The organism is Blautia pseudococcoides, from assembly GCF_001689125.2.
Taxonomy (GTDB): domain Bacteria; phylum Bacillota; class Clostridia; order Lachnospirales; family Lachnospiraceae; genus Blautia; species Blautia pseudococcoides.
This window is the reverse complement of the sequence record NZ_CP015405.2, coordinates 4,259,717-4,280,097: the sequence shown is the minus strand read 5'-3', so window position 1 is coordinate 4,280,097 and position 20,381 is coordinate 4,259,717. Positions and strand designations below refer to the sequence as shown.

The following is a 20,381-nucleotide window of genomic DNA, read 5'->3' as shown; positions in this document are numbered from 1 at the left end:
TTACCGCTTATTCTCCGCTGATCGCCTTCATAGAGTCATACATGGACTGGACGGCGTCTGCAGGTGATTTCTCACCCCTCGCAACATTTTCATACATGATCTTCAGGTTCTGAAGCATTGCATTGGCATAATCAGAAGCGGGGCTTACCTGTAATTTCTTGATTCCCTCCGCTGCTACAGCCATGATCTCATCCCCCTCATACATCATGTCATTGGTGGCAAGCTGCGGGGAGAAGAACCCCACTTCAGAAAGATATATTTTCTCAACTTCCGGTCTGGTGATAAACTCAACAAACTTCCATGCCTCATCCGGATATTTTGTCTGGCTGGAGATTGACAGCATTCCTATATTGGCAAAATTCCACTTGGCGTGTTCCTCATCACCGGCCGGACCCTGCGGAAGAGCAAATGCGCCAAGATTAATGTCCGACGCCTCCTTGATGATGTTGGTATAGTGGATCTGCTGCGGGAACATGGCTACCTCTCCGTTATAGAAATATGCCCGCTCCTCATCCCTGTTAGTATATTTTTCAAGAGGCAGAACCACCTGGTCCTCATGGTAAAGCTGGTCAAAGAAAGTTAATCCCTCTACTCCCTGGTCATTATTAAATCCGATATTTGTCAGGTTTTTATTCCACATATCCGCTCCGGCCTGAATAATATAACTAAGCGGCTGCCAGTAATCATCCATCTCAAACATCATGCCCCACTGGTCAGTCTCACCATTGCCGTCCTTATCCTGCGTAAGCTTTTTAGCTGTCTCTCTCAGTTCCTCCCAGGTCGTGGGCACCTGGGTGATGCCTGCCTCCTCAAACATATCTTTGTTATAAAACATGACAGAATTCAATGCCACAAAGGGTATGCCCATCAATTTTCCATCCTGGGAACAATACTCCAGGGCTGATTCCGGATAACCGGCCAATTTCTCATCCTCCGCATAATCATCCAAGGAAAGAAGATATCCATTCTTGGCATACAGCGGGAACTGTTCTGTCTGAAAACTGATGTCCGGGCCGCTTCCTGCTGAAAATGCTGCTGTCTCTTTCTCAACCACGGAATCCCATGCCACATTCAGAAACTCTACCTCAATATGGGGATTTTCTTTGTTGAAGTCCTCGATCATGCCTGCCCATATGTCATCCTCACGGTCTGAATGGGGAGATTTCCAAAACGTCAGTTTCACTTTTTCCCCTGACTCCTTGTCTGAGGACTCTGTACTCTTATCCTCTTTGCTCTCTGACGGTGTGTTTCCCCCTGCACCCCCGCCGCAGCCTGCCAGCAGACCTATTGCCATACTTGCACATAAAAACATAGCCGTTTTTCTTCTCATTCTCTTTTCCTCCCTTATACTTACTATAGCTTTCTATTCCTTTTCTCTTGCTACAGTTATAGTATAGAGGATACCCCCCATCACTTTGAACACAGTATTTTTACATCAATCCTCACATATTTTACTTTTTTTATAATCATTAACTGATATTCCCATATATTTCCGAAAACACCGGCCAAAATAGTCCGGATTCGGAATCCCCACCTTCTCCGCGATCTCATACACCTTCCAATTGCCTGACTTGAGATAATCACAGGCGTGTTTGATCCGGATCTTATTTAAATATTCCACAAACGGTACCCCCGTCTTTTTTCTGAATGTACGGCTCAGATAACTGGAATTTAAATAATACTTCTCCGCCACCTTGGAAAGCGACAGGCTGCTCTGCGCGTAATTCTCCTCCATGTAATCCCGTATCTGGTCAATGACATCCTTTGCGCCCTCCTCCACGGTCTCGATCTGCCTGCCCACCCGGAGAAGCGCATCCTTCACCTCCTGACGCTTTAAAGGCTTCAGGATAAAATCCACTGCACCGGCGCGAAGGGCCTTCTGCGCATATTTGAAATCATCATACGCGGTGACAATGATCACCTTTACTGCAGGATACTTTTCCATTATCTCCTCCGCCAGGGCGATCCCATCCATGATAGGCATTTTAATATCCGTAACTACCAGGTCCGGCATCTCCTCCTGCATACGAAACAGCGCCTCCCTGCCGTTTTGTGCCTCACCCACGATCTTCATATGAAACTCTTCCCAGTTCACAATGATCCTGAGCAGATTTCTGGTACCCACTTCATCCTCCACAAGCATTACTTTGATCATGTCCCTCATCTCCTTCATAGCAAACCGGCACCCGCAGCACAATGGTCGTCCCTCTTCCCTTTTTACTATTGATGGTATAATCAATATCTGATCCGTAAAAGATCCGCATTCGCTCTATGGTACCCCTCAGGCCAAAACTTTTTTCGTTTGTGCTTATATTCTCTCTGTTCAGTTCCCTTATTTTGTCTTTCTCCATGCCTACACCGTCATCCTCAACCGTAAATTTCAGGTACCCGCCTTCCTCCACCCCCTCCACATACACCACACCTGGAGTTTCCTTATGGCGTATTCCATGGTTTACAGAATTTTCCACCAGGGGCTGCAGCACCATCTTTAAAATAAATGTCCCCTGTATCTCCGGTTCTACATTAAGCACATAATGCAGGGAGTCCCCATACCTTAGCTTCTGCAGTTCCAGATAGTCTTTTACCATCTCTGCCTCCTCCTTCACAGAGATCATTTCTCTTCCCTTACTCAGCAGTATCCTGTAATAACTGCCAAAAGCCTCAAGAGCATCATATACCTCCTCATTTTTTCCGCTCAGTGCAAGATAGCTCATGGCGTCAATGGTATTATAGAGAAAATGCGGTTTCATCTGTTCCTGCAGTGCATTCAGCTCTGCCTTTCTCTTTATTTTTTCCTCCTCATAGACTTTCCCGATCAGGGCGTCGATCTCATCCACCATCTTGTTATAAGTGCTTTCCAGGATCTCCATCTCTCCAAAAGACCGGTGCCAGTTTTCATGAACCCTGATTTTTTCAAACTTTCTTCCGCTCATGCGGTTCATCGAGCCTGCCATCTCCTCCAGAGGGTCTGCCACATAACGCTTCATGATAAAGTAACCGGTGCCGCAAAACAAAGCCAGAAATATCATAGCCATAGCAAAGATGATCCCGCCGATCCCTGACTGCTCCAATCCATTTTCTATCTGCACCCCTGCCAGCACCTTCCAGCTTATATAGTCTATATCCTGCTGCGCCAGATACAATCTGCTGCTGTTCTTATGGCTTTTCAGTGACTCTTTTACCTTAGGCAGGGGCATCTCTGCCTGTGATGTGACAATCTTTCCCGTATCGTCCAGAACATATATAACAGGCACGCTTTTTTCATCCAGACCGCTGTAGCTGTCCGTAAAAGCATTTAAATCCATATTTATCATCAAAATCCCCACAGGCCTGTAATCGGTAGGATTGTTGATCACCCGGATAAGGGACACTGTGGTCTCCGCCCTGCTCTGTGTCAGGACCCGGTCCGCATTTAATATTAAGCAGTAGGACCCCGCCAGTTCCCTGACCTCCTCATACCAGTTTGTCTTTCTGATCTCTTCCGTGCGCAGTGTTCTCACATGGTTTTTATCAATACTGCAGCCGTGGCTTTCCATATCCCACATATAAATACCATTGATATGCGTCTCTGTATCCACAAGTGAGGTAAACTGATGCAGGCTTTCCTTCTGCATTTTTTCATCCTTCATCTCCAGCGCCTTCGTAATGTCGCTGCTGGACAATATGATCCTGGAATAATACGCCGTGTTATCTATGAGGGTTGAAATATTTTTGCTGACTGTATTCAAGGTCTGAGCTGAAAGCGCCCTGGCGGAATCCATGGCATTTTTGTCACTGACCCGGTAAAATATAAAAAATATAATACTCCATGATACCAAAAGCAATGCCATATACAAAAATGCCAGCTTTACAGAGATTCTTGCCTTTCCAAGAACTTTCCCCTTCTCTCTTTTCATCGTCTCCTCCAATCAGTGCTCCTATCCTTTTATGAATCAGAAATGACAGGTACCATAAACGATACCTGTCATTCAGCAAAGACTACTTGTCTTTTGCCAGCTCATATCTGATTTCCTTCATGTTACTTTCAAATTTTCTGAAGGAACCCTTTCCATTCATTTTCGCATTGAAAAGCGCAATATCAGCCTTTCTGTAAAGTTCATCAAACTCCCTGCCCTGTTCCGGTATCATAACATAACCTGCTGACACAGAAAATACAATCTCGTGCTCCCCGTCACTTCGGACCGTTATCATACTTTTCACCACTTTTTGAAGCCTTACGTGTACATCCTTATCCTTGATGCGCTTACAAAATATAAGGAATTCATCGCCTCCTATACGGCACAAGATATCATCACTTCTGAAAAATCCTTTCAGTTTCCCGGCATTCCGGGAAATCATCTCATCTCCGTATGCATGGCCGAACACATCATTGGCCAGTTTAAAGTTGTCCAGGTCAAACATAATGATGGCTGCGGATTCTTCCCTGTCCTCCATTTCTGCCAGGTATCTCTTGATCCGCGGTATTGCTGTCTGGCGGTTAAACAGCCCTGTCAGGGCATCCACCTGGGCAATCTTAATAAGACGCAGCTCCTGGTTCTTCTGTTCTGTTACATCCAGGTAGTACCCCACTGCTTTTATGGGAATGCCCTCAATATCACAGATGGATTCACCTGCCGCCTTGATCCACATGACTTCCCCATCTGCCTTTATCAGCGGAAACACACACTCCACACCTGTGTCAGATGCAGTGCTGCACAGTTCTTTGATGGCATTTATGAAATAATCCCTGTATTCTTCCGGAACACGTGCTTTATCCAGAAAACAGTACGGAAAATTTCTGATCAGACGGGAGGTGTCCTTCCGGGTGAATCGTTTGTTCTGCCATATCACCAAACATCCGGGTAAGACTGCCTGTGGGCAGCGCAGGAGTCCTCATTGTAGCTGACAATCCTGTAATCACCATCTATAATATATATCTTACTGTTTTCATTTCCCGATAGCTTCTCCATAAGACCTCCAACGCGTCTCCTGCACCGTTAATATCTCCATTATAGTGCTGAATGCACATAAACGTCAATGTGTTTGATTCCTATTTATGCAATTCCACCAATCACTGCGGGTCATATTGTTCTCAGTCATACACAGCACGGGCCTGAAAGTATTTACAAAAAAGGTACCGGACATCGTCCGATACCTTTCACTCTTTCTGTTTTAGAAATGAATGCTTCCCTGGAGCCAGATAACACCTTTAAAACGGCGTCCCACCTCAGGCTCCCCCATCAAATCATTGGTGCTGATACACACATCAATCTCTAAATCATTGCAGGAAATTCTAAGCTCATATACTTCTTCATTTGTCATAACGTTTCTTACTCTGGAACAGTCCAGGATTTCACCCATGACATTATACAGATCACATTCCATCCCGTAGGGCATAAAGTATGTATCTACAATAGAGTACACATCTTCATTGGGGATTCTCCCAGAAATCATGGAATAAATATCAATATCCTCCATGGTCAGATTTTCCATGGCATCCTCATCCCCATTCCGGGCTGCCGCTATCATGCGGTTGCGGTTAATGGTATTTTCTTTATCTTCTTTTTCCTGCTTCTCATCCTTTGTGACAGGGAGAAGAATCTTTCCCTCCTTAGCCAGGGCCGCAAGGGTTATGGCATAGGAGCCTCTGGAGTAATTCCCATGGCTTCTCTCTGTGAGGTATTCCCCTGCATTCTGCAGATAAAATATAATGGTAACTCCAATTCTCACGTCATCACAGGCACCTGCGTAAGATTCTTTTCCTGCATGTTTTTCGATTACCACATCCTCCTGGGTAGTAATCCCGGTGCCGCGGAAATACGGAAAATAATATTCCATTTGAAATTCATTATTCTCATCATATTCTCCGCAGACCGTTATCCCAAAATCACAGCCATAGGTTTTAGAGATTTCCGCAAACAGATGATTTTTTCTGTCTTCTACCACTGTCTTCTCATCATAATGTAAAATTACATCATTAAGAATCCGGTCCACCTCTTTTTTTCCGTTTATCCCGGAAAACCCAATGGATTTCAAATAACTGTGCAAATAAATACCTCCGTCTGGTTAAGGTTTACATAATTTTGTTTACATAATATTTATTTAATCTCTGTCATCCCGCCCATATAAGGTCTCAGAGCTTCCGGAATCCTTACAGAACCATCTGCCTGGAGATTATTTTCCAAAAATGCGATAAGCATTCTGGGTGGAGCGACAACTGTATTATTCAAGGTATGCGCCAAATACTTGCCATCTTTCCCATTTATACGGATTTTTAATCTTCTGGCCTGGGCATCCCCCAAATTGGAGCAGCTTCCCACCTCAAAATATTTTTTCTGTCTCGGGGACCACGCCTCCACATCTACGGATTTCACCTTCAGATCAGCTAAATCTCCGGAGCAGCATTCCAGTGTACGCACTGGTATATCCAGGGAACGGAATAAATCTACGGTATTCTGCCATAATTTTTCAAACCACGCTTTGCTCTCCTCTGGTTTGCAGACAACGATCATCTCCTGCTTCTCAAACTGGTGGATTCGGTACACACCGCGCTCTTCCAGTCCGTGTGCTCCTTTTTCTTTTCTGAAGCATGGGGAATAACTGGTCAGAGTCTTTGGCAGTTCTTCCTCCGGTATGATGGTGTCTATAAATTTACCGATCATAGAATGCTCACTGGTTCCTATCAGATAGAGGTCTTCACCCTCAATTTTATACATCATGGCATCCATCTCTGCAAAACTCATAACACCTGTGACCACATCGCTGCGAATCATAAATGGGGGGACACAGTAGGTAAAGCCTCTGTTGATCATAAAATCCCTGGCATAAGATATAACAGCAGAGTGCAGCCTTGCAATATCGCCCATTAAATAATAAAATCCATTTCCAGCCACTTTTCTGGCGCTGTCCAGATCAAGACCGCTGAAGCTCTCCATGATCTCCGCGTGATATGGAATCTCGAAATCAGGGACCACCGGTTCGCCGTACTTCCGGACCTCAACATTTTCCGTATCATCTTTCCCAATGGGCACAGTGGGGTCAATAATATTGGGAATGGTCATCATAATGGTTTTGATTTTTTCTTCTACTTCTCTCTCCTCATTGGAAAGACGCTCTACAGTCTCAGCATTGGCTGTGACTTTCTTTTTTACTTCCTCTGCTTCCTCTTTCTTTCCTTCCTTCATCAGGCCGCCAATCATTTTGGAAATTCTATTTCTTTCAGCTCTTAAAGCCTCAACTTCCTTTTTGATATCACGGTTTCTTTTGTCCAGTTCTACCACTTCGTCCACCAGTTGTAATTTATTGTCCTGGAACTTATTTTTAATATTTTGTTTTACAAGATCCGGGTTTTCTCTTAAAAATTTAATGTCTAACATCTCAGTTCTCCTTTTGGTCTCACAAGTTTGTTTACATAAGATAAATTGTAACGGGTCCTATCCTCATAGTTACAATTATGCTCTTTATTAATCTTCTAATTCAGTTTCCTGCAAAATACCGAAGTTTACAGCCTGTCTCAATGCCTCTACCTCTTCATCACTCAATACTACATAGGATTCCCCATTTACTATCTCTTTAATATAGAGAAAGCAATTTTCTCTGCTATGTATGGCATTCAACAGAAAACCAGTATTATTTTTATCAAGCATGGCAAGTACAAAACTAAGTTTTCCTCCCATATCCTCAAAGGCATCATATTTTACAATGCCGTATTTGTTCAGGGACTTGTCCATGACTTTCCATATTTTCTCAATTTCCTCCCCGTTATTATCTGTGGAGCGTACCAGTTTTTCAATTAAATCAAATTTTCTTTTAAACAGCCGTTCAAGGGATTGTCCATCCTTTCCCTTCATGAACAGCGAATATTTTCTGTTTAGCCGGTTCAGTCCCAATGAAAGGTTAAATACACAGATCAGCAGTATGATCACTACTATCAGCAGTAAAACCATCAATATTCCGGAGTGAGACTGAAGACTTTCTAATAAACTACTCATCTGTTGTTCACAACTCCCTTATTTTTCTAATCGTATAACTGTTCATTCTTGCAGTTACCTGATTGTTTCCAGTAGTTCCACAATACGTTCCAGTTCATCCTTGGAGTAATATTCTATTTCTATTTTCCCCTTATCATTGTTCTTCCGGTGTATTGCTACCTTTGAACCAATAATTTGTTTTATTTTTTCCTCCAGGTTCTGATAAACCAGATTCTGCGCTTCGTCCACAGGCTTTTCCGGTTTTTCCGGCACGGGATTCAGGATTTCTTTTACCAGTTTTTCCGTTTCCCTGACACTTAATTTTTCATCGAATACTTTGGTTGCTGCTACAACCTGAATTTCGGCATCCTCTATTGCCAGAAGCGCCCTGGCATGTCCTGTTGTGATCATCTCGTCAATGAGCATCTGCTGCACACGCTCGTCCAGCTTTAAAAGACGCATGGAATTGGTCACTGCAGTACGGCTTTTAGATACTCTCTCTGCAATGGCATCCTGTTTCAGATGAAATTCCTCCATGAGACGCTTGTAGGCCACTGCCTCCTCGATCGGGTTTAAATCCTCCCTCTGGATATTCTCAATAAGCGAGATTTCTACTGCCTCTTGATCTGAAAACTCTTTGATGATAACAGGAACTTCTTTGACGCCTGCCAATTTTGATGCTCTCCATCTACGTTCACCGGCAATAATTTCATAGTAATCGCCTTTTTTCTGTACAAGAAGAGGCTGTAAAATTCCAAACTGTTTTATTGACTCTGCCAGCTCCAACAAAGCATCTTCTCCGAACTGTTTCCTGGGCTGTTCCCTGTTTGGTTCTATCATTGACATTTTAATGAGCTGTACAGATCTTTCATCCTTTATGTCAACTTCCTTTGTATTCTCAGCAGGTGCCGGGGCAGGGCTTTTCTTTTTGACCTTAGCACTGGTATCCGGAATCATGGAATCAAGTCCTTTTCCAAGTCCACCTTTTCTTACTGCCATTCTTCATCCCCCTTATGTAAAACTTCCTCTGCAAGAAGCTTGTAGCTCTCTGCTCCTACAGATCTTTTATCGTACATTGTAATTGGCAGTCCATAACTGGGTGCCTCAGCAAGCCGCACATTTCTCGGTATGATTGTTTTATAGATTGATTGGTTCAGATTGCTTTTTACATTTTCTACCACCTGCAGGGAAAGATTTGTCCTTGCATCATACATGGTAAACACTACGCCTTCAATAACAAGTGAAGGATTTAAACGTTCCTGCACTAACTCTATGGTATGGATGAGCTGTGTAAGTCCTTCCAGAGCATAGTACTCGCACTGAATGGGCACTAGAACGGAATCTGCGGTTGTCATTGCATTGATCGTCAAAATGTTAAGTGATGGAGGGCAATCCATAATGATGAAATCATACTTGTCTTTTATGCTGTCAATATGTTTTTTTAATAAAAATTCTCTGTCTTCTACTCCTACCAGTTCAATCTCTGCTCCGGCCAGGTTTACATTGGACGGGATGATTGATAGGTTTTCAAATACGTTTTCAATCAGGCAGTCAGATAAATCGCAGTCCCCAAGAAGCAGTTCGTATAATGTGGCGTCTAAGTTTTCTTTTTCTACGCCAACACCGCTTGTGGTGTTTCCCTGAGGGTCGATATCTATAATGAGGACTTTTTGGCTCATTTCTGCCAGGCAGACGGAAAGATTAATGGCTGTTGTGGATTTGCCTACGCCGCCTTTTTGGTTTGCTATAGCTATAATTCTTCCCAATTATACTCTCCTCTTTTCATCTGTGTGGAAAAGTTTTTGATATTTTTTGATTGTGATATACGTGTTTATTATAGCATTAATTCAGGAGTATTTCTACAAGAATGTTTCACGTGAAACATTTTTTTATTGGGAATTTATTGGTTATATTGTATATGGATAAAATAGAAGGGCGGACGGTGAAGAAGGAGGTGGAGGGCGTGGGGAATGTTTCACGTGAAACATTTAGCAAAAAATTTATGTTTCAGTTTGAGGATACCAATCTATGTTTCATTTTTATTATTAGATATAGGTTTTTTTATGAGGTTTTATTCGTAATTGTAAAAATGTTGAGTAGTTACTTTAGTTATGGACAATTAGTAGATTTTTTGCTTAGTAGGCCGACCATGTAATTTTTTTCATACTTCTGGGAATACATTTTAAAAAGCTATTGATGAGTAACTGATGTGTTATTGATAGATTATTGATTATAGCTGTCAGGGTTATGAAGAGTTGCTATTATTTTAAACTTGTATAATTGCCTTTAATGTTTTATAATATTAGTATATTATTTCTAGGGAGGTGGACCGTTTTATGAAGAAATCCAGGCATAAAATAATCACGGCTAGTATACTTTTTTCTATTGCTACGGGTATTATTTATGTGATTAATCGCCTTATATTTGGAACGGCTGTATTGAAGGAAATGTTGAAGTCCACAGCTAACAATTATTATAATTGGAGATTCGGGAAGATATATTATAAGAAAATCGGTTCCGGATCACCGGTTTTGTTGGTGCATGATTTGACTGTCTATAGCTCAGCTTATGAATGGAATCGGATAGTGGATAAGTTGGCTGAAAACCATACGGTTTATACGATTGATCTTCTGGGATGCGGGCGATCAGATAAACAGAGAATAACTTATACAAATTATTTGTATGTGCAGCTTATATCTGACTTTATAAAGAATGTCATTCATGAGCGGACAGATGTGATAGCTAGTGGATATTCCGGTTCTTTTGCTTTGATGGCTTGTCATAATGAGACGGATTTGTTTGGCAAAATCGTGATGATCAATCCACCGTCTTTGAATGCTTTGAATAAGATTCCTGATAAAAAGAGTAAATTGTATAAGTTTTTACTGGAAGTACCTGTGTTTGGAACATTAGTTTATAATATGATCACTTGTCAGAGTAATATTCAATTGTTATTTACTGAGCAGTATTTGTATAATCCTTTTAATATGACAGCAGAGTGGCTGGACACTTACTATGAAGCTGCTCATAAGGGTATGAGTAGTTCCAGGTACTTGTTGTCCAGTATGATTGGCAGGTATACCAACAATAATATTAACCATGCTTTGAGAGCCATTGACCAGAGTATTTTTATTATTGAGGGGGAGGCTGAAAGAGAAGGTAAGGATGTTATCAGCCAGTATACCGAATGTAATCCTGCTATTGAAGCAATCAGCCTAAAAGGTGCGAAACATCTGCCACATATGGAAACGCCGGATAAACTTATGGAACAATTAAGTATATTTCTTGATTAAATGTTTCACGTGAAACATAAAAGGGAGAACTGTGATATAGATATCGCAGTTCTCCCTTTTATTTATAATAATAGAAAACTGATAAAGTTTAATTTCTATTATTTTATGGATAAGTTACTGTACTTGATTTATTGATGTTGATCATGATTCTTTATTTTGTTTTTCTAAAAACGCGTCAAAAGCTTCTGTCAGCTCTTTTACTTTCATTTTATTTACCAGAGATGCATTTCCTTTGCTGTCTTTTACAAGATAAAAACTAGAATCATATGCGTAATACTCAACTGCAACATCAACACCATTTTCTTTGAAGAAGTGAACTTTCATTTCGGGTGTGCTTTCTGTGTCCGGCACTGTGTCTAACCACTCTTGGCATTCCATGCTGCTAATCAAACTGTAGAACTGAGAGAAATCCTCTAATTCTATTTCGTTTCCATTCATATAATAGGTTGTAACCGTAGTGGTTTCTTTGTCTTCTGAATCGGTATCCTCCTTATCATCTTTATTGTTATCTTTGCTATCTTCTTTACCGTCATCTTCTACCGGCTGTTCTTCTGTTTTTTTAGTAAATTCATAAGTATTTTCGTCTTTTTCTATAGTAACTTTATCTAAATCAGCAAATATATAATCTGAGACATAGGTACTTAGAAATTGATTTACCTGCGCATTTAAAAAGGCTTCAACAGTAGAAGAACTTAATGTGTAAACGCCTGACTGGCTTTGAAGTTTTGCATAATAACTGCCATCATCTTTTTGACTTCCTATTAACAATGTTTCCTGTTTATCAACTGTTATTTTTTCTTCTGTATCCGTATCATTTTCCGAATCACTGTTTAAGTCAGTGTTGGCACTATCCTCTCCCGTTTCATTGTCAAAGTCTGTATCAGTGCTATTTTTTTCAGCATCGTCAGAAGATTTAGTCTCTGTAACTTGATAATTTATATTCATGACTGTTGGATCATCCAGCCCATACTGGCTTAAATCATCGGTGTTTTGAGTTATAAATTCTGACCAGGACATACTTGTTATTGGATTGGTAAACTCAGAAACCTGGGAACTTCCCGCATCTTTCTTCGTTCCATCCCAATTTGTTACAGCCCATCCCGTACTGGAACTGCTGTCTTTAGTCACAGTGAATGTCTGGCTATCTTTCTCAATAGATACACCTGTGATATTTGATATAGTTGGAAAAGCCTCTTTTTCTGCTAAATCACTAATATTGAACTGCAAAGCTGTGACAATAGTAGATGACACCATATAAACTTTTTTATTATCTTCATTTACCGTCATATAGCTGCTGCTTGTTACGGAGTTTGTATCTCCAAACTGAAGCGTTTGCTCATTTCCATCTTTATCTTTGAGATTCACAGTGACCGCAGGGCTGTCTAAACCGTATTCGGCTATATCTTCTGGTTCTTTCAGGATTCTGTCAGCCGCTATTTTTTCAAATTTGTTTATGATCTCTTCAAATGCCGACTGATCCAGAGGAAAGTTATTATCTGCATCATACTTCCAGATGTCGTCTGTTTTTGTAAATGTATAATCTGCGTCGCCAGTTTTAAATATTGCTTGGCTGAGATCATTTACATCAGTTTCAAACGCTGTCTCTGTTGATTTCTCCGTATCCTTACTATCCTCTTTGCTGCTGTTATGAAGAACTATATAAAACACCAGCAGCAATGCCAATACTACTATGCCTGCAATTAGTGCTGTATTTTTTTTCTTCATTTACTGTTTTCTCCTCTTCATCCAGATTCCACCGCCTAAGATCACTAGAAATGCAGGTACTATTGCCATAACAAATATGCTCCAGAAGCTGGCATCCGCTGCAGGTATGGTCAAAGTAGTGGTATCTAAGCTCTTGCTCGGAATAGAAATTGCGCTTCCCTCTTCGTTTGCGCACATCCAGTTGACGGAGGCGGAAACCAGTTCAAAGTTTGCACCTGATACCATTGCGTCCATACTATCATTAAAGAGTGCCTCTGAGGAATAGTATACAATCTGGGTTTGTTTATCATCATCCAAATCCTCGCTGATCGCTACACCAACATTAAAAGGCCCATCAATGTCTCCACTTTCTTTCTCCATGGTTTGCATATTTTCCACATTTACTTTGCTGTATGCACTGTCTGATGTGGTTAAAATGTTTTGTATGGTCAAACTATCTCTATAATTGTCCACCGTCTCAATTCCCTGGGCCAAAGGCATGAGAATATAACGGCTTCCGGAAGAAAGATTAGAGGTGATCTCATTACTTTCTATATTCGGAAGTAAATATGACGGGTTTTGAGAGATATAGTGATTAGTATCGGATTCCAGTATGATACCATCCACGGTTTTCACGCCGTAATTTTCCAAAACTGAGGCAAAATTCGGCATCTCATCCCCTGTATAATTGGATACAATCAATGCTTTGCCACCATTTTCAAGATAGGATATGATTTTTTGTGCCTCGTCCTCTGAAATATCTTTTGCCGGCGCAAATATAAACAGACAGTCCGCATCTTCTGGAACGGTATCCATTGTAAGCAGATTCAAAGATTGGATATCAATATTTGCTTTTTGTATCATATCCTTTAAAGAATCACTCATTGATGACTCATCATGACCTTCTAAGGTATACATTACAGGCATATTATCTGATGTTACATAATTGATCGCGCTGGTGAGCTGTCCTTCCCCATCAAAGCCGGTCACCTCACTGGAATATGTCTGATAATTTACAGATGTTTCATACATAGAGTTGTAATCCACCACTTTGTTTTTATCACCGGAAACCACAATTACACTGTTGTTGTTTACCCCCTCTGTGGTGTACTGGGAAGTAAATTTAGGATTGACAGCGGGGTCTTTTTTTTCTACTTTTACATGGTCACTGCTTTCCTCGTAGCGCTCCAGCAGTTTTTCTATATCGCTGCTCTCAGAACCGCTCTGTGCTATATAATATAGGGTGACATCCTTATCCAGATTCTTTAACAGCTTTTTTGTCTGATCGCCGATACTGTACATTTTCTGTGTACTTAAATCTATTTCCCTGAATTTTGAGGGTAGTTCCTGGATCAACAAATTCACTACTACTAAAATTGCCACGAAAACCGCAACAACTCCCATACTGTACGTTCCATGCCTCAGATTTTTCTTGTTTTTTCGTCTGTTTTCTTTACTATTACTAATAATCTTCTTAATATCAATTTTTTTCTTACTAATATTACTTTTTGATTCTTTCATATCTGCATTTTCTCCTTTCATCGACCTCCAAAATCAGCTCCAACGCCGTTTTTGTATGGATTGAATTGTCAGAAATACAAAAATGCATATTATGGAAAGCATATATACGATTCCTGTCACATCCAGTATACCGCCTACAAAGTTATCAAAATGATTTGCAATTGCAAATAAATCCAATAGCTTTTGAATAGCGCCCTCAAAAAGTGATGATTTTACAAAATACAGGACCAGCGTGATCCCTACCAGAATAACACCTACTACTCCAGTGAGAACCGCATCCCTTGTCATCTGATATACAATAAATGCAATCACAAGTGCAATCACCACAAATGCCAGCATGGAGCTCACCGCGGTCTGTGAAAAGAAGGACTCAATGCCATTCATTACATAGCTGCAGAAAAGAACACCAAAAGTCAAAACCGCTGCGATCACCTGGCTCTCTGTAACAGAGGACAGGAAAAGCCCTACTGCAATATTGGCACAGCCAAGGAAGAAAAAACCAATAACAGCCGTGTAGGCCATAGGGTAAGACACCGTACCGTATTTACCCATGATAAGAGGATAACAAGCGGCGATGATAACAGGGATAACATAGATCGTTATCATACCCAGATACTTTCCCAGCACGATTTTCCAAACCGCTACCGGAGAAGTAAACAAAAGCTGGTCGGTCTTATTTTTCTTTTCTTCCGCCAGTATTTTCATGGTCAGAACCGGTGTGATGATCAGAAATATAAACGTGGCTGAACTTAAAGTAGCTCCAAAATCAGGTGTTGCATAGTTTAAGTTATATGCAGTGAAATAAATTCCTAATATTAATAATATAAATGCCATGAACACATAACCAACCATGGACGTAAGATAACTCTTCACTTCTTTTTTATAGATTGCCAGCATCTTCTTTTTCCTCCCCGCTATCCGTCAGTTTTAAGAATACCTCTTCAAGTGTCATATTCGTTGACTGCATCTTTAAGATAGGATACTTTACTTCTGCCAAAGCAAAGAAGATATTTTCCCTCACATCCTGGTCCCCTGCTATTTTGACAGTAAAGTCACAGGCACCATTTACCACAGATTCATGATAAATAAGCTCTTCAATATTATCTACAACATCCAATGCCTTTCTGATGTCCTCCTCAGGTCCCTTTACCGTAAGTTCCAGAGAGTTTGCACCCGTCATAACTTTACTTAGATTTTCCGGTGAATCACTGGCAACCAGTCTGCCATGATCAATGATCAGCACATAGTCACATACAGCGCTAACCTCTGATAGGATATGAGAACTGAGGATCACGGTATGTTTTTCACCCAAACTTTTGATCAAATCCCTGATCTCAATGATCTGCTTAGGGTCAAGACCCACGGTAGGTTCATCCAAAATTATAATTTCCGGATATCCCAAAAGAGCCTGCGCCAGACCAACTCTCTGCTTGTACCCCTTTGACAGGTTTTTTATCAGCCTGTTTTTCATTTCATCCAGCTTTGTAGTTGACATAACTTCTGCTATGTTCTTTCCTATCTCTGCTATTGGAATGGATTTCAGCTCCGCAACGAATTTCAGGTACTCCATAACCGTCATATCCTGATATAAAGGCGGCAGTTCAGGCAGATAACCAATACACTTTTTAGCCTTTTCCGGTTCCTCCAGAATATTGTGCCCGTCAATCAGAATATCTCCCTCTGTGGACGCAATATAACCTGTGATCATGTTCATGGTAGTGGATTTTCCCGCTCCATTCGGCCCCAGAAATCCATAAATCTTACCTTTCTCCACAGTAAAATCCAGATGGTCTACAGCCACATGATTTCCGTACTTCTTCACCAGATTCCTAACTTCGATCAAAATGTTCCCTCCTTTAATTTTTTGCTTCCATATTCTTATAATAACAATTCAGCACCTTCACAATTACCTGCAAAACTCCATAGGAGTTCACTTTCTGCCATGGTATCATGCTTGCTGCGGGATATTTTTACTTTCTTACAGACAGCATAGTAAATGCACCGGCTTACTGAATCGTTACTTATGACTTTCTAATTTTAATTATTAATTGTGATAAAAATTAGGTAAGACTGTGATTTTTCTGTGAAACATTACCAGACCTTTTTCATCCAAATACCATAATCTCACACATTTATACAAAATTCCATAATTTCCGTCCCTCCGGCAAGTTTCCTATAACACCCCATTCTCTTCTCATTTACCCGGATCCGCCACTACAGGATGCCATCCTCCCTCATTGACATTTCCCCCAAATTATCGTATGCTCAAAAAAAACAAAGCTATCCCCAAGGAAAGGTACACCATGGACTTTTACAAAAGAGTAGAATATGTATGTAAACAAATCCCCCGGGGCAGAGCCGCCACCTACGGACAGATTGCCCTATTATGCGGCATGCCCTCCCATTCCCGCCAGGTAGGTTATGCCCTCAACAAAAAAATCAAATCCCCGGACATACCTGCCCACCGCATAGTCAACCACAAAGGTTACCTCTCAGGTTCAGCCTCCTTCACATACCCAGACACCCAGGAATCCCTCCTAAAAAAAGAAGGCATCCCTGTAACCCCAGAGCACACCATTGACCTAAAAAAATACGCCTGGCGCCACACCCTGGACGACGCCATACGCTTCCGCACCTACTTTGCCGCCCACAACCTTTAAACCTGCACGACCTCATACCAATAGAGACAAACATGACAAGAAAAAAAGCCGACGGAATCCTTTACAAAACCGGACTTTACAAAGAGCTGGGAACCTACGGTGGGCCCCACCCGATCGGCAGCTACCGCATGGACATGATGGTCTGCAACAACCTGGACATCCTCATGGACGAACTCTGGAACTTTGACCTCTGGTTCTTCGACCGGGAAACCATCACCAAAGCCCAGGCCTACTGCGACTCCATAACCACCCGCTGCCACCAAAATCCCTCCCTAAAAACCGCAATCACAACAATAAAAAAAGACCTCCTAACCAAAGGTCTCTACCACTACGATAAATACACCAGCATGGACGTCTATCACGCCGTCCTAACCGAAAACATCACCACCACCCAAGCCTTCCTAGAAACCAACCCCCTAACCACCCACTAACACATCCCCCCTAACTACCCAACACCTCCCCGCAGCAATCCCTCTCCCCATACCCGCCTCCACCCACCCGCAGCACCACACAACCTCCCGCAGCCACAGCCCCCAGGGGCGTAAGGAAGACCCGCCCCCTTTTACACATCCAGCAACTGCCTTTTCAAATACCTCCCCACCACATTAGCAAAATTACTAATATCCCGTATATAAGCAAAATCCTTCCCAAATATCTTCTTCTCCGCCTGCAGATCCTCTTCCTCCCCCGCAAAAACTCCAAGCACCGCAATCCTCTTATTCCTCAGTTTCCGGACCTCCGTAGCGGTATCCCTCACGGCAAACTCCGTGCAATAGGCCTCTTTCTTCCTATCCCGCAGACTTCCCGCGATCACATCATTTGGACGTCCGTCACTGAGCACGATCAATATCTTATTCTCTTCCTTGCGTTTCTCCAGACTATCTGCTGCCGCCCGCACAGCCAGCCCGTCCCGGTTATTGGCAGACCCGTAAAACTCAAAGATCCTCTCATTTGCAGCCCTGTCATCCTCATAATCCCTGAACCGCTGCATGATGGTAAAATCCCCAAACGTACAAAACCCCATAACCCTCTGGGGAATCCTGACAATACTCAGTGCCTCACTGATAATATACCCCTGGAGCGCCACAAGAGCCTGTCTGCCCTGCTGGGAGCCGCTGGCATCAATTAACACCTCCACCACAAAATCCGTGTTATCCCGTATGATCTCCCGCTCAAACAGCCTTCTGTTGTCTGTACGCCCCAGATTCCACAGCTTTCGCGCACAAATATTGCCATACTCACTGGACACTGCTTCCTTTTCATTCCTGGTTAGAAGCGCCCGCTTCAGTGTATTTGCCAACATTTGTACATTTTGTCTGGTCACCATCTGGTTCAGATCCAGCACTTTAAGATTTTCATCCCTGACCTTTTTTACATACTCCGCTTTAGCGCTCTCCTGCACCCACCCATGCAGAAGACCGTCTGTGAAATGCAGCCGGCTGTCCTCATGATTTCCTCTGCATAGCTGGCTGTTCTGATGCTTCTGTTCCTGTGCGGCAAGATAACTCTTTCCATAATTACGTTCCACATACTCTTCCATCCGGGAGGACGATTCCTCATCCAGCACGATCACATTTGCCTTGTGCCGGCTCACCAAATCTTCCTCCTCCATGAGTTCATCCGTAAAAAGATTTACCTTATGTTCATCATGGCTCTCCTCAGATTCCTCCTCCAGATATTCTTTATCCGTATACTCTTTATTCTCTTCCCCGGAATCCATAAGCTCCTGGCTAAGCCCTTTAAACTTTTTCGTAAATCCCTTTGCGTATGCCCTTTCATATACCGCGCTGAGGCAATCCGTGATCTGTGAAGTACACTCTGCATCTTCCAGTGTACCTATAAGGCCGATCAATCCCTGATTCCTCTCATCCGCCTCTGTCCCATCCAGCATAAACCGCAGATAGCAAGCCTCCACATAGCCCCAATCCGTATGTGTAAGCCTCATGCTGTCCATTTCCAGCGTATCCCTCATGGCTCTTCTCCGTATGGAGACCACACCGCGCCGCTCTTTTTCCAGCTTCTTATATACAGCACAGTCTATACACAGCCTTCCCAACGCCAGAAGTACAGACGGCTCCCATCCCGCATACACTCTTTTTGTTATGTAAGCCTCATACTCTTCCACGTTGAAATACCGGGCAAATCCCCCTTCCCGGACAGCATCATAAAAGGCAATGTATTTTGATTTCTGCCAGGCCTCCTGGTCCACCTCAATATCCAGTTCATAGTCCTGGCTGACCGTCCACATCAGGTTCCTGATTCTGTTCTGGATATCCAGACGGTTTGCCTCTGCTTCCCATCTATCTTCATTTTCCATAAAGTACATCTCCTTTAATGAAGCAGCCAAACACTTCGGCCAGGCTAAAATACATCGCTGCGGGTCCACTCCTCAGGTATCCGGGTCATGACAATATCAGCGATCAGTTCTCTCTCAAATGCGTCAAAACATTTATCTGTAATTCCCATATCAATGGCATCAACCGGGTTAAGGCCGCCCTTTATCAGCTTCAGCGCCCCAATCAGCCCGCGCATATCCACCGCTTTTGTTGATATCTCTCCATTTTTCGCCTTGAGCTGCAAATCCAGGAAAAGCCCGGTAAACTGTTCAAGTGCCGCGTCCTTTAGATCAGAAAATGCGCTTCTCAATATTCCCATGAGTCTGTCCTCTGTCATAGAGGGCATATTGATCACCATAAACCTGGAGACCAAGGCCTCATTCAGTTCCTTTGTCCCTGCATACCCATAATTCATAGTGGCGATAAAACGTGTGGCCGGGTCAAGGTCAATCTTGTCATATCCCGGCACGTCGATCACCCTCCTGTAATCCAGCGTTGCGTGAAGGACTGACACCGCATCATTTTTTGCCATATTAATTTCATCCAGTATCCCAAAACCTCCATACCTGGCACACTGGTAAATAGGACCTTTTCTCAGCTTTACCTCATTGCCCACAAAGGTATCCGTACCGATCAAAGTGCTGCTGTCCGTATTCACATGAAAGGAAACATTATAGAGAGGCCTGCCGAAAAACCATGCCAGATTTTCAGCCAGTACATTTTTTCCTGTAGCCTTGTCACCGCAGAGAAGCACATTTTCTCCCTCCAAAATGGCGGTCACAGCCTTCTCCAGGATCTCCTCCCCAAAGAAAGGCATGGAAGGCTCTGTGATCCTGTTTTTCACCTTGTCCGCAACAGGATATTCCTTCTTAAACAGTTCTACTCTCTTTTTCAGGCTTTCTTTTAATTCCATTCTGC

Annotated in this window: 19 protein-coding genes; 3 read left to right on the top strand and 16 right to left on the bottom strand. The window is 42.5% G+C overall.

The annotated features are described in order from the left end of the window. Positions 1–7: 7 nt before the first annotated feature. The 10 genes from A4V09_RS20285 to A4V09_RS20245 form a co-directional block, all read right to left on the bottom strand. Positions 8–1,330, bottom strand: coding sequence for an ABC transporter substrate-binding protein (locus tag A4V09_RS20285; protein ID WP_065543914.1), 1,323 nt, complete (start codon positions 1,328–1,330; stop codon positions 8–10). Between the two features lie 105 nt (positions 1,331–1,435). Next, positions 1,436–2,155, bottom strand: a complete 720-nt coding sequence (locus A4V09_RS20280; RefSeq protein WP_065543913.1) for a response regulator transcription factor — start codon at positions 2,153–2,155, stop codon at positions 1,436–1,438. Continuing rightward, the gene (locus A4V09_RS20275; RefSeq protein ID WP_065543912.1) at positions 2,127–3,896 is read right to left on the bottom strand and encodes a sensor histidine kinase; all 1,770 of its coding nucleotides are present in this window, start codon (positions 3,894–3,896) and stop codon (positions 2,127–2,129) included. The genes A4V09_RS20280 and A4V09_RS20275 overlap by 29 nt, the downstream gene beginning before the upstream one ends. 82 nt (positions 3,897–3,978) lie before the next feature. Next, positions 3,979–4,830, bottom strand: a complete 852-nt coding sequence (locus A4V09_RS20270; RefSeq protein ID WP_065543911.1) for a sensor domain-containing diguanylate cyclase — start codon at positions 4,828–4,830, stop codon at positions 3,979–3,981. Next, positions 4,827–4,949 carry a hypothetical protein gene (locus tag A4V09_RS25810; protein ID WP_274537178.1) on the bottom strand — a complete coding sequence of 41 codons (123 nt, stop codon included), beginning with the start codon at positions 4,947–4,949 and terminating at the stop codon, positions 4,827–4,829. The genes A4V09_RS20270 and A4V09_RS25810 overlap by 4 nt, the downstream gene beginning before the upstream one ends. A 202-nt stretch (positions 4,950–5,151) precedes the next feature. Further along, entirely contained in the window at positions 5,152–6,027 is an 876-nt protein-coding gene (locus tag A4V09_RS20265; RefSeq protein ID WP_065543910.1) for a DUF3881 family protein, read from the bottom strand. Between the two features lie 50 nt (positions 6,028–6,077). Continuing rightward, positions 6,078–7,355 carry a serine--tRNA ligase gene (serS, locus tag A4V09_RS20260; protein ID WP_065543909.1) on the bottom strand — a complete coding sequence of 426 codons (1,278 nt, stop codon included), beginning with the start codon at positions 7,353–7,355 and terminating at the stop codon, positions 6,078–6,080. An 87-nt stretch (positions 7,356–7,442) separates the two neighbouring features. Next, the gene (locus tag A4V09_RS20255) at positions 7,443–7,970 is read right to left on the bottom strand and encodes a DUF4446 family protein (RefSeq protein WP_065543908.1); all 528 of its coding nucleotides are present in this window, start codon (positions 7,968–7,970) and stop codon (positions 7,443–7,445) included. 54 nt (positions 7,971–8,024) lie between these two features. Continuing rightward, entirely contained in the window at positions 8,025–8,948 is a 924-nt protein-coding gene (locus A4V09_RS20250) for a ParB/RepB/Spo0J family partition protein (RefSeq protein WP_065543907.1), read from the bottom strand. Next, positions 8,939–9,715, bottom strand: a complete 777-nt coding sequence (locus A4V09_RS20245; RefSeq protein ID WP_065543906.1) for a ParA family protein — start codon at positions 9,713–9,715, stop codon at positions 8,939–8,941. The genes A4V09_RS20250 and A4V09_RS20245 overlap by 10 nt, the downstream gene beginning before the upstream one ends. Before the next feature lie 570 nt (positions 9,716–10,285). On the opposite strand from A4V09_RS20245, the gene A4V09_RS20235 reads away from it, so the two are divergent. Continuing rightward, entirely contained in the window at positions 10,286–11,242 is a 957-nt protein-coding gene (locus A4V09_RS20235) for an alpha/beta fold hydrolase (protein WP_065543904.1), read from the top strand. Positions 11,243–11,383: 141 nt separating this feature from the next. Here the strand turns inward: A4V09_RS20235 and A4V09_RS20230 are convergent, their stop codons facing one another. The 4 genes from A4V09_RS20230 to A4V09_RS20215 are packed head-to-tail and all read right to left on the bottom strand — an operon-like array spanning position 11,384 to position 16,310. Beyond that, on the bottom strand, positions 11,384–12,967 hold the full coding sequence (locus A4V09_RS20230) for a DUF4340 domain-containing protein (protein WP_065543903.1): 1,584 nt from the start codon (positions 12,965–12,967) through the stop codon (positions 11,384–11,386). Then, on the bottom strand, positions 12,968–14,467 hold the full coding sequence (locus tag A4V09_RS20225) for a GldG family protein (RefSeq protein WP_242963875.1): 1,500 nt from the start codon (positions 14,465–14,467) through the stop codon (positions 12,968–12,970). A 33-nt stretch (positions 14,468–14,500) separates the two neighbouring features. After that, positions 14,501–15,364: an ABC transporter permease gene (locus tag A4V09_RS20220; protein WP_065543902.1), complete on the bottom strand. Its 864-nt coding sequence runs from the start codon at positions 15,362–15,364 to the stop codon at positions 14,501–14,503. Further along, positions 15,348–16,310, bottom strand: coding sequence for an ABC transporter ATP-binding protein (locus A4V09_RS20215; protein ID WP_065543901.1), 963 nt, complete (start codon positions 16,308–16,310; stop codon positions 15,348–15,350). Before A4V09_RS20215 ends, A4V09_RS20220 begins: the two co-directional genes overlap by 17 nt. A gap of 460 nt (positions 16,311–16,770) precedes the next feature. Here A4V09_RS20215 and A4V09_RS20210 point away from each other — a divergent pair, with 460 nt between their 5' ends. Together A4V09_RS20210 and A4V09_RS20205 are read left to right on the top strand one after the other, a co-directional pair. Further along, positions 16,771–17,127 (top strand): MGMT family protein, encoded by a 357-nt coding sequence (locus A4V09_RS20210; protein WP_065543900.1) that lies wholly within the window; start codon positions 16,771–16,773, stop codon positions 17,125–17,127. 32 nt (positions 17,128–17,159) lie between these two features. Beyond that, on the top strand, positions 17,160–17,558 hold the full coding sequence (locus A4V09_RS20205) for a hypothetical protein (RefSeq protein WP_084043696.1): 399 nt from the start codon (positions 17,160–17,162) through the stop codon (positions 17,556–17,558). 131 nt (positions 17,559–17,689) lie between these two features. On the opposite strand, the gene A4V09_RS20200 is transcribed toward A4V09_RS20205, so the two are convergent. Beyond that, on the bottom strand, positions 17,690–19,444 hold the full coding sequence (locus A4V09_RS20200) for a cobaltochelatase CobT-related protein (protein WP_065543898.1): 1,755 nt from the start codon (positions 19,442–19,444) through the stop codon (positions 17,690–17,692). A gap of 44 nt (positions 19,445–19,488) precedes the next feature. Next, on the bottom strand, positions 19,489–20,376 hold the full coding sequence (locus A4V09_RS20195; RefSeq protein ID WP_065543897.1) for an AAA family ATPase: 888 nt from the start codon (positions 20,374–20,376) through the stop codon (positions 19,489–19,491). Positions 20,377–20,381: the final 5 nt, after the last annotated feature.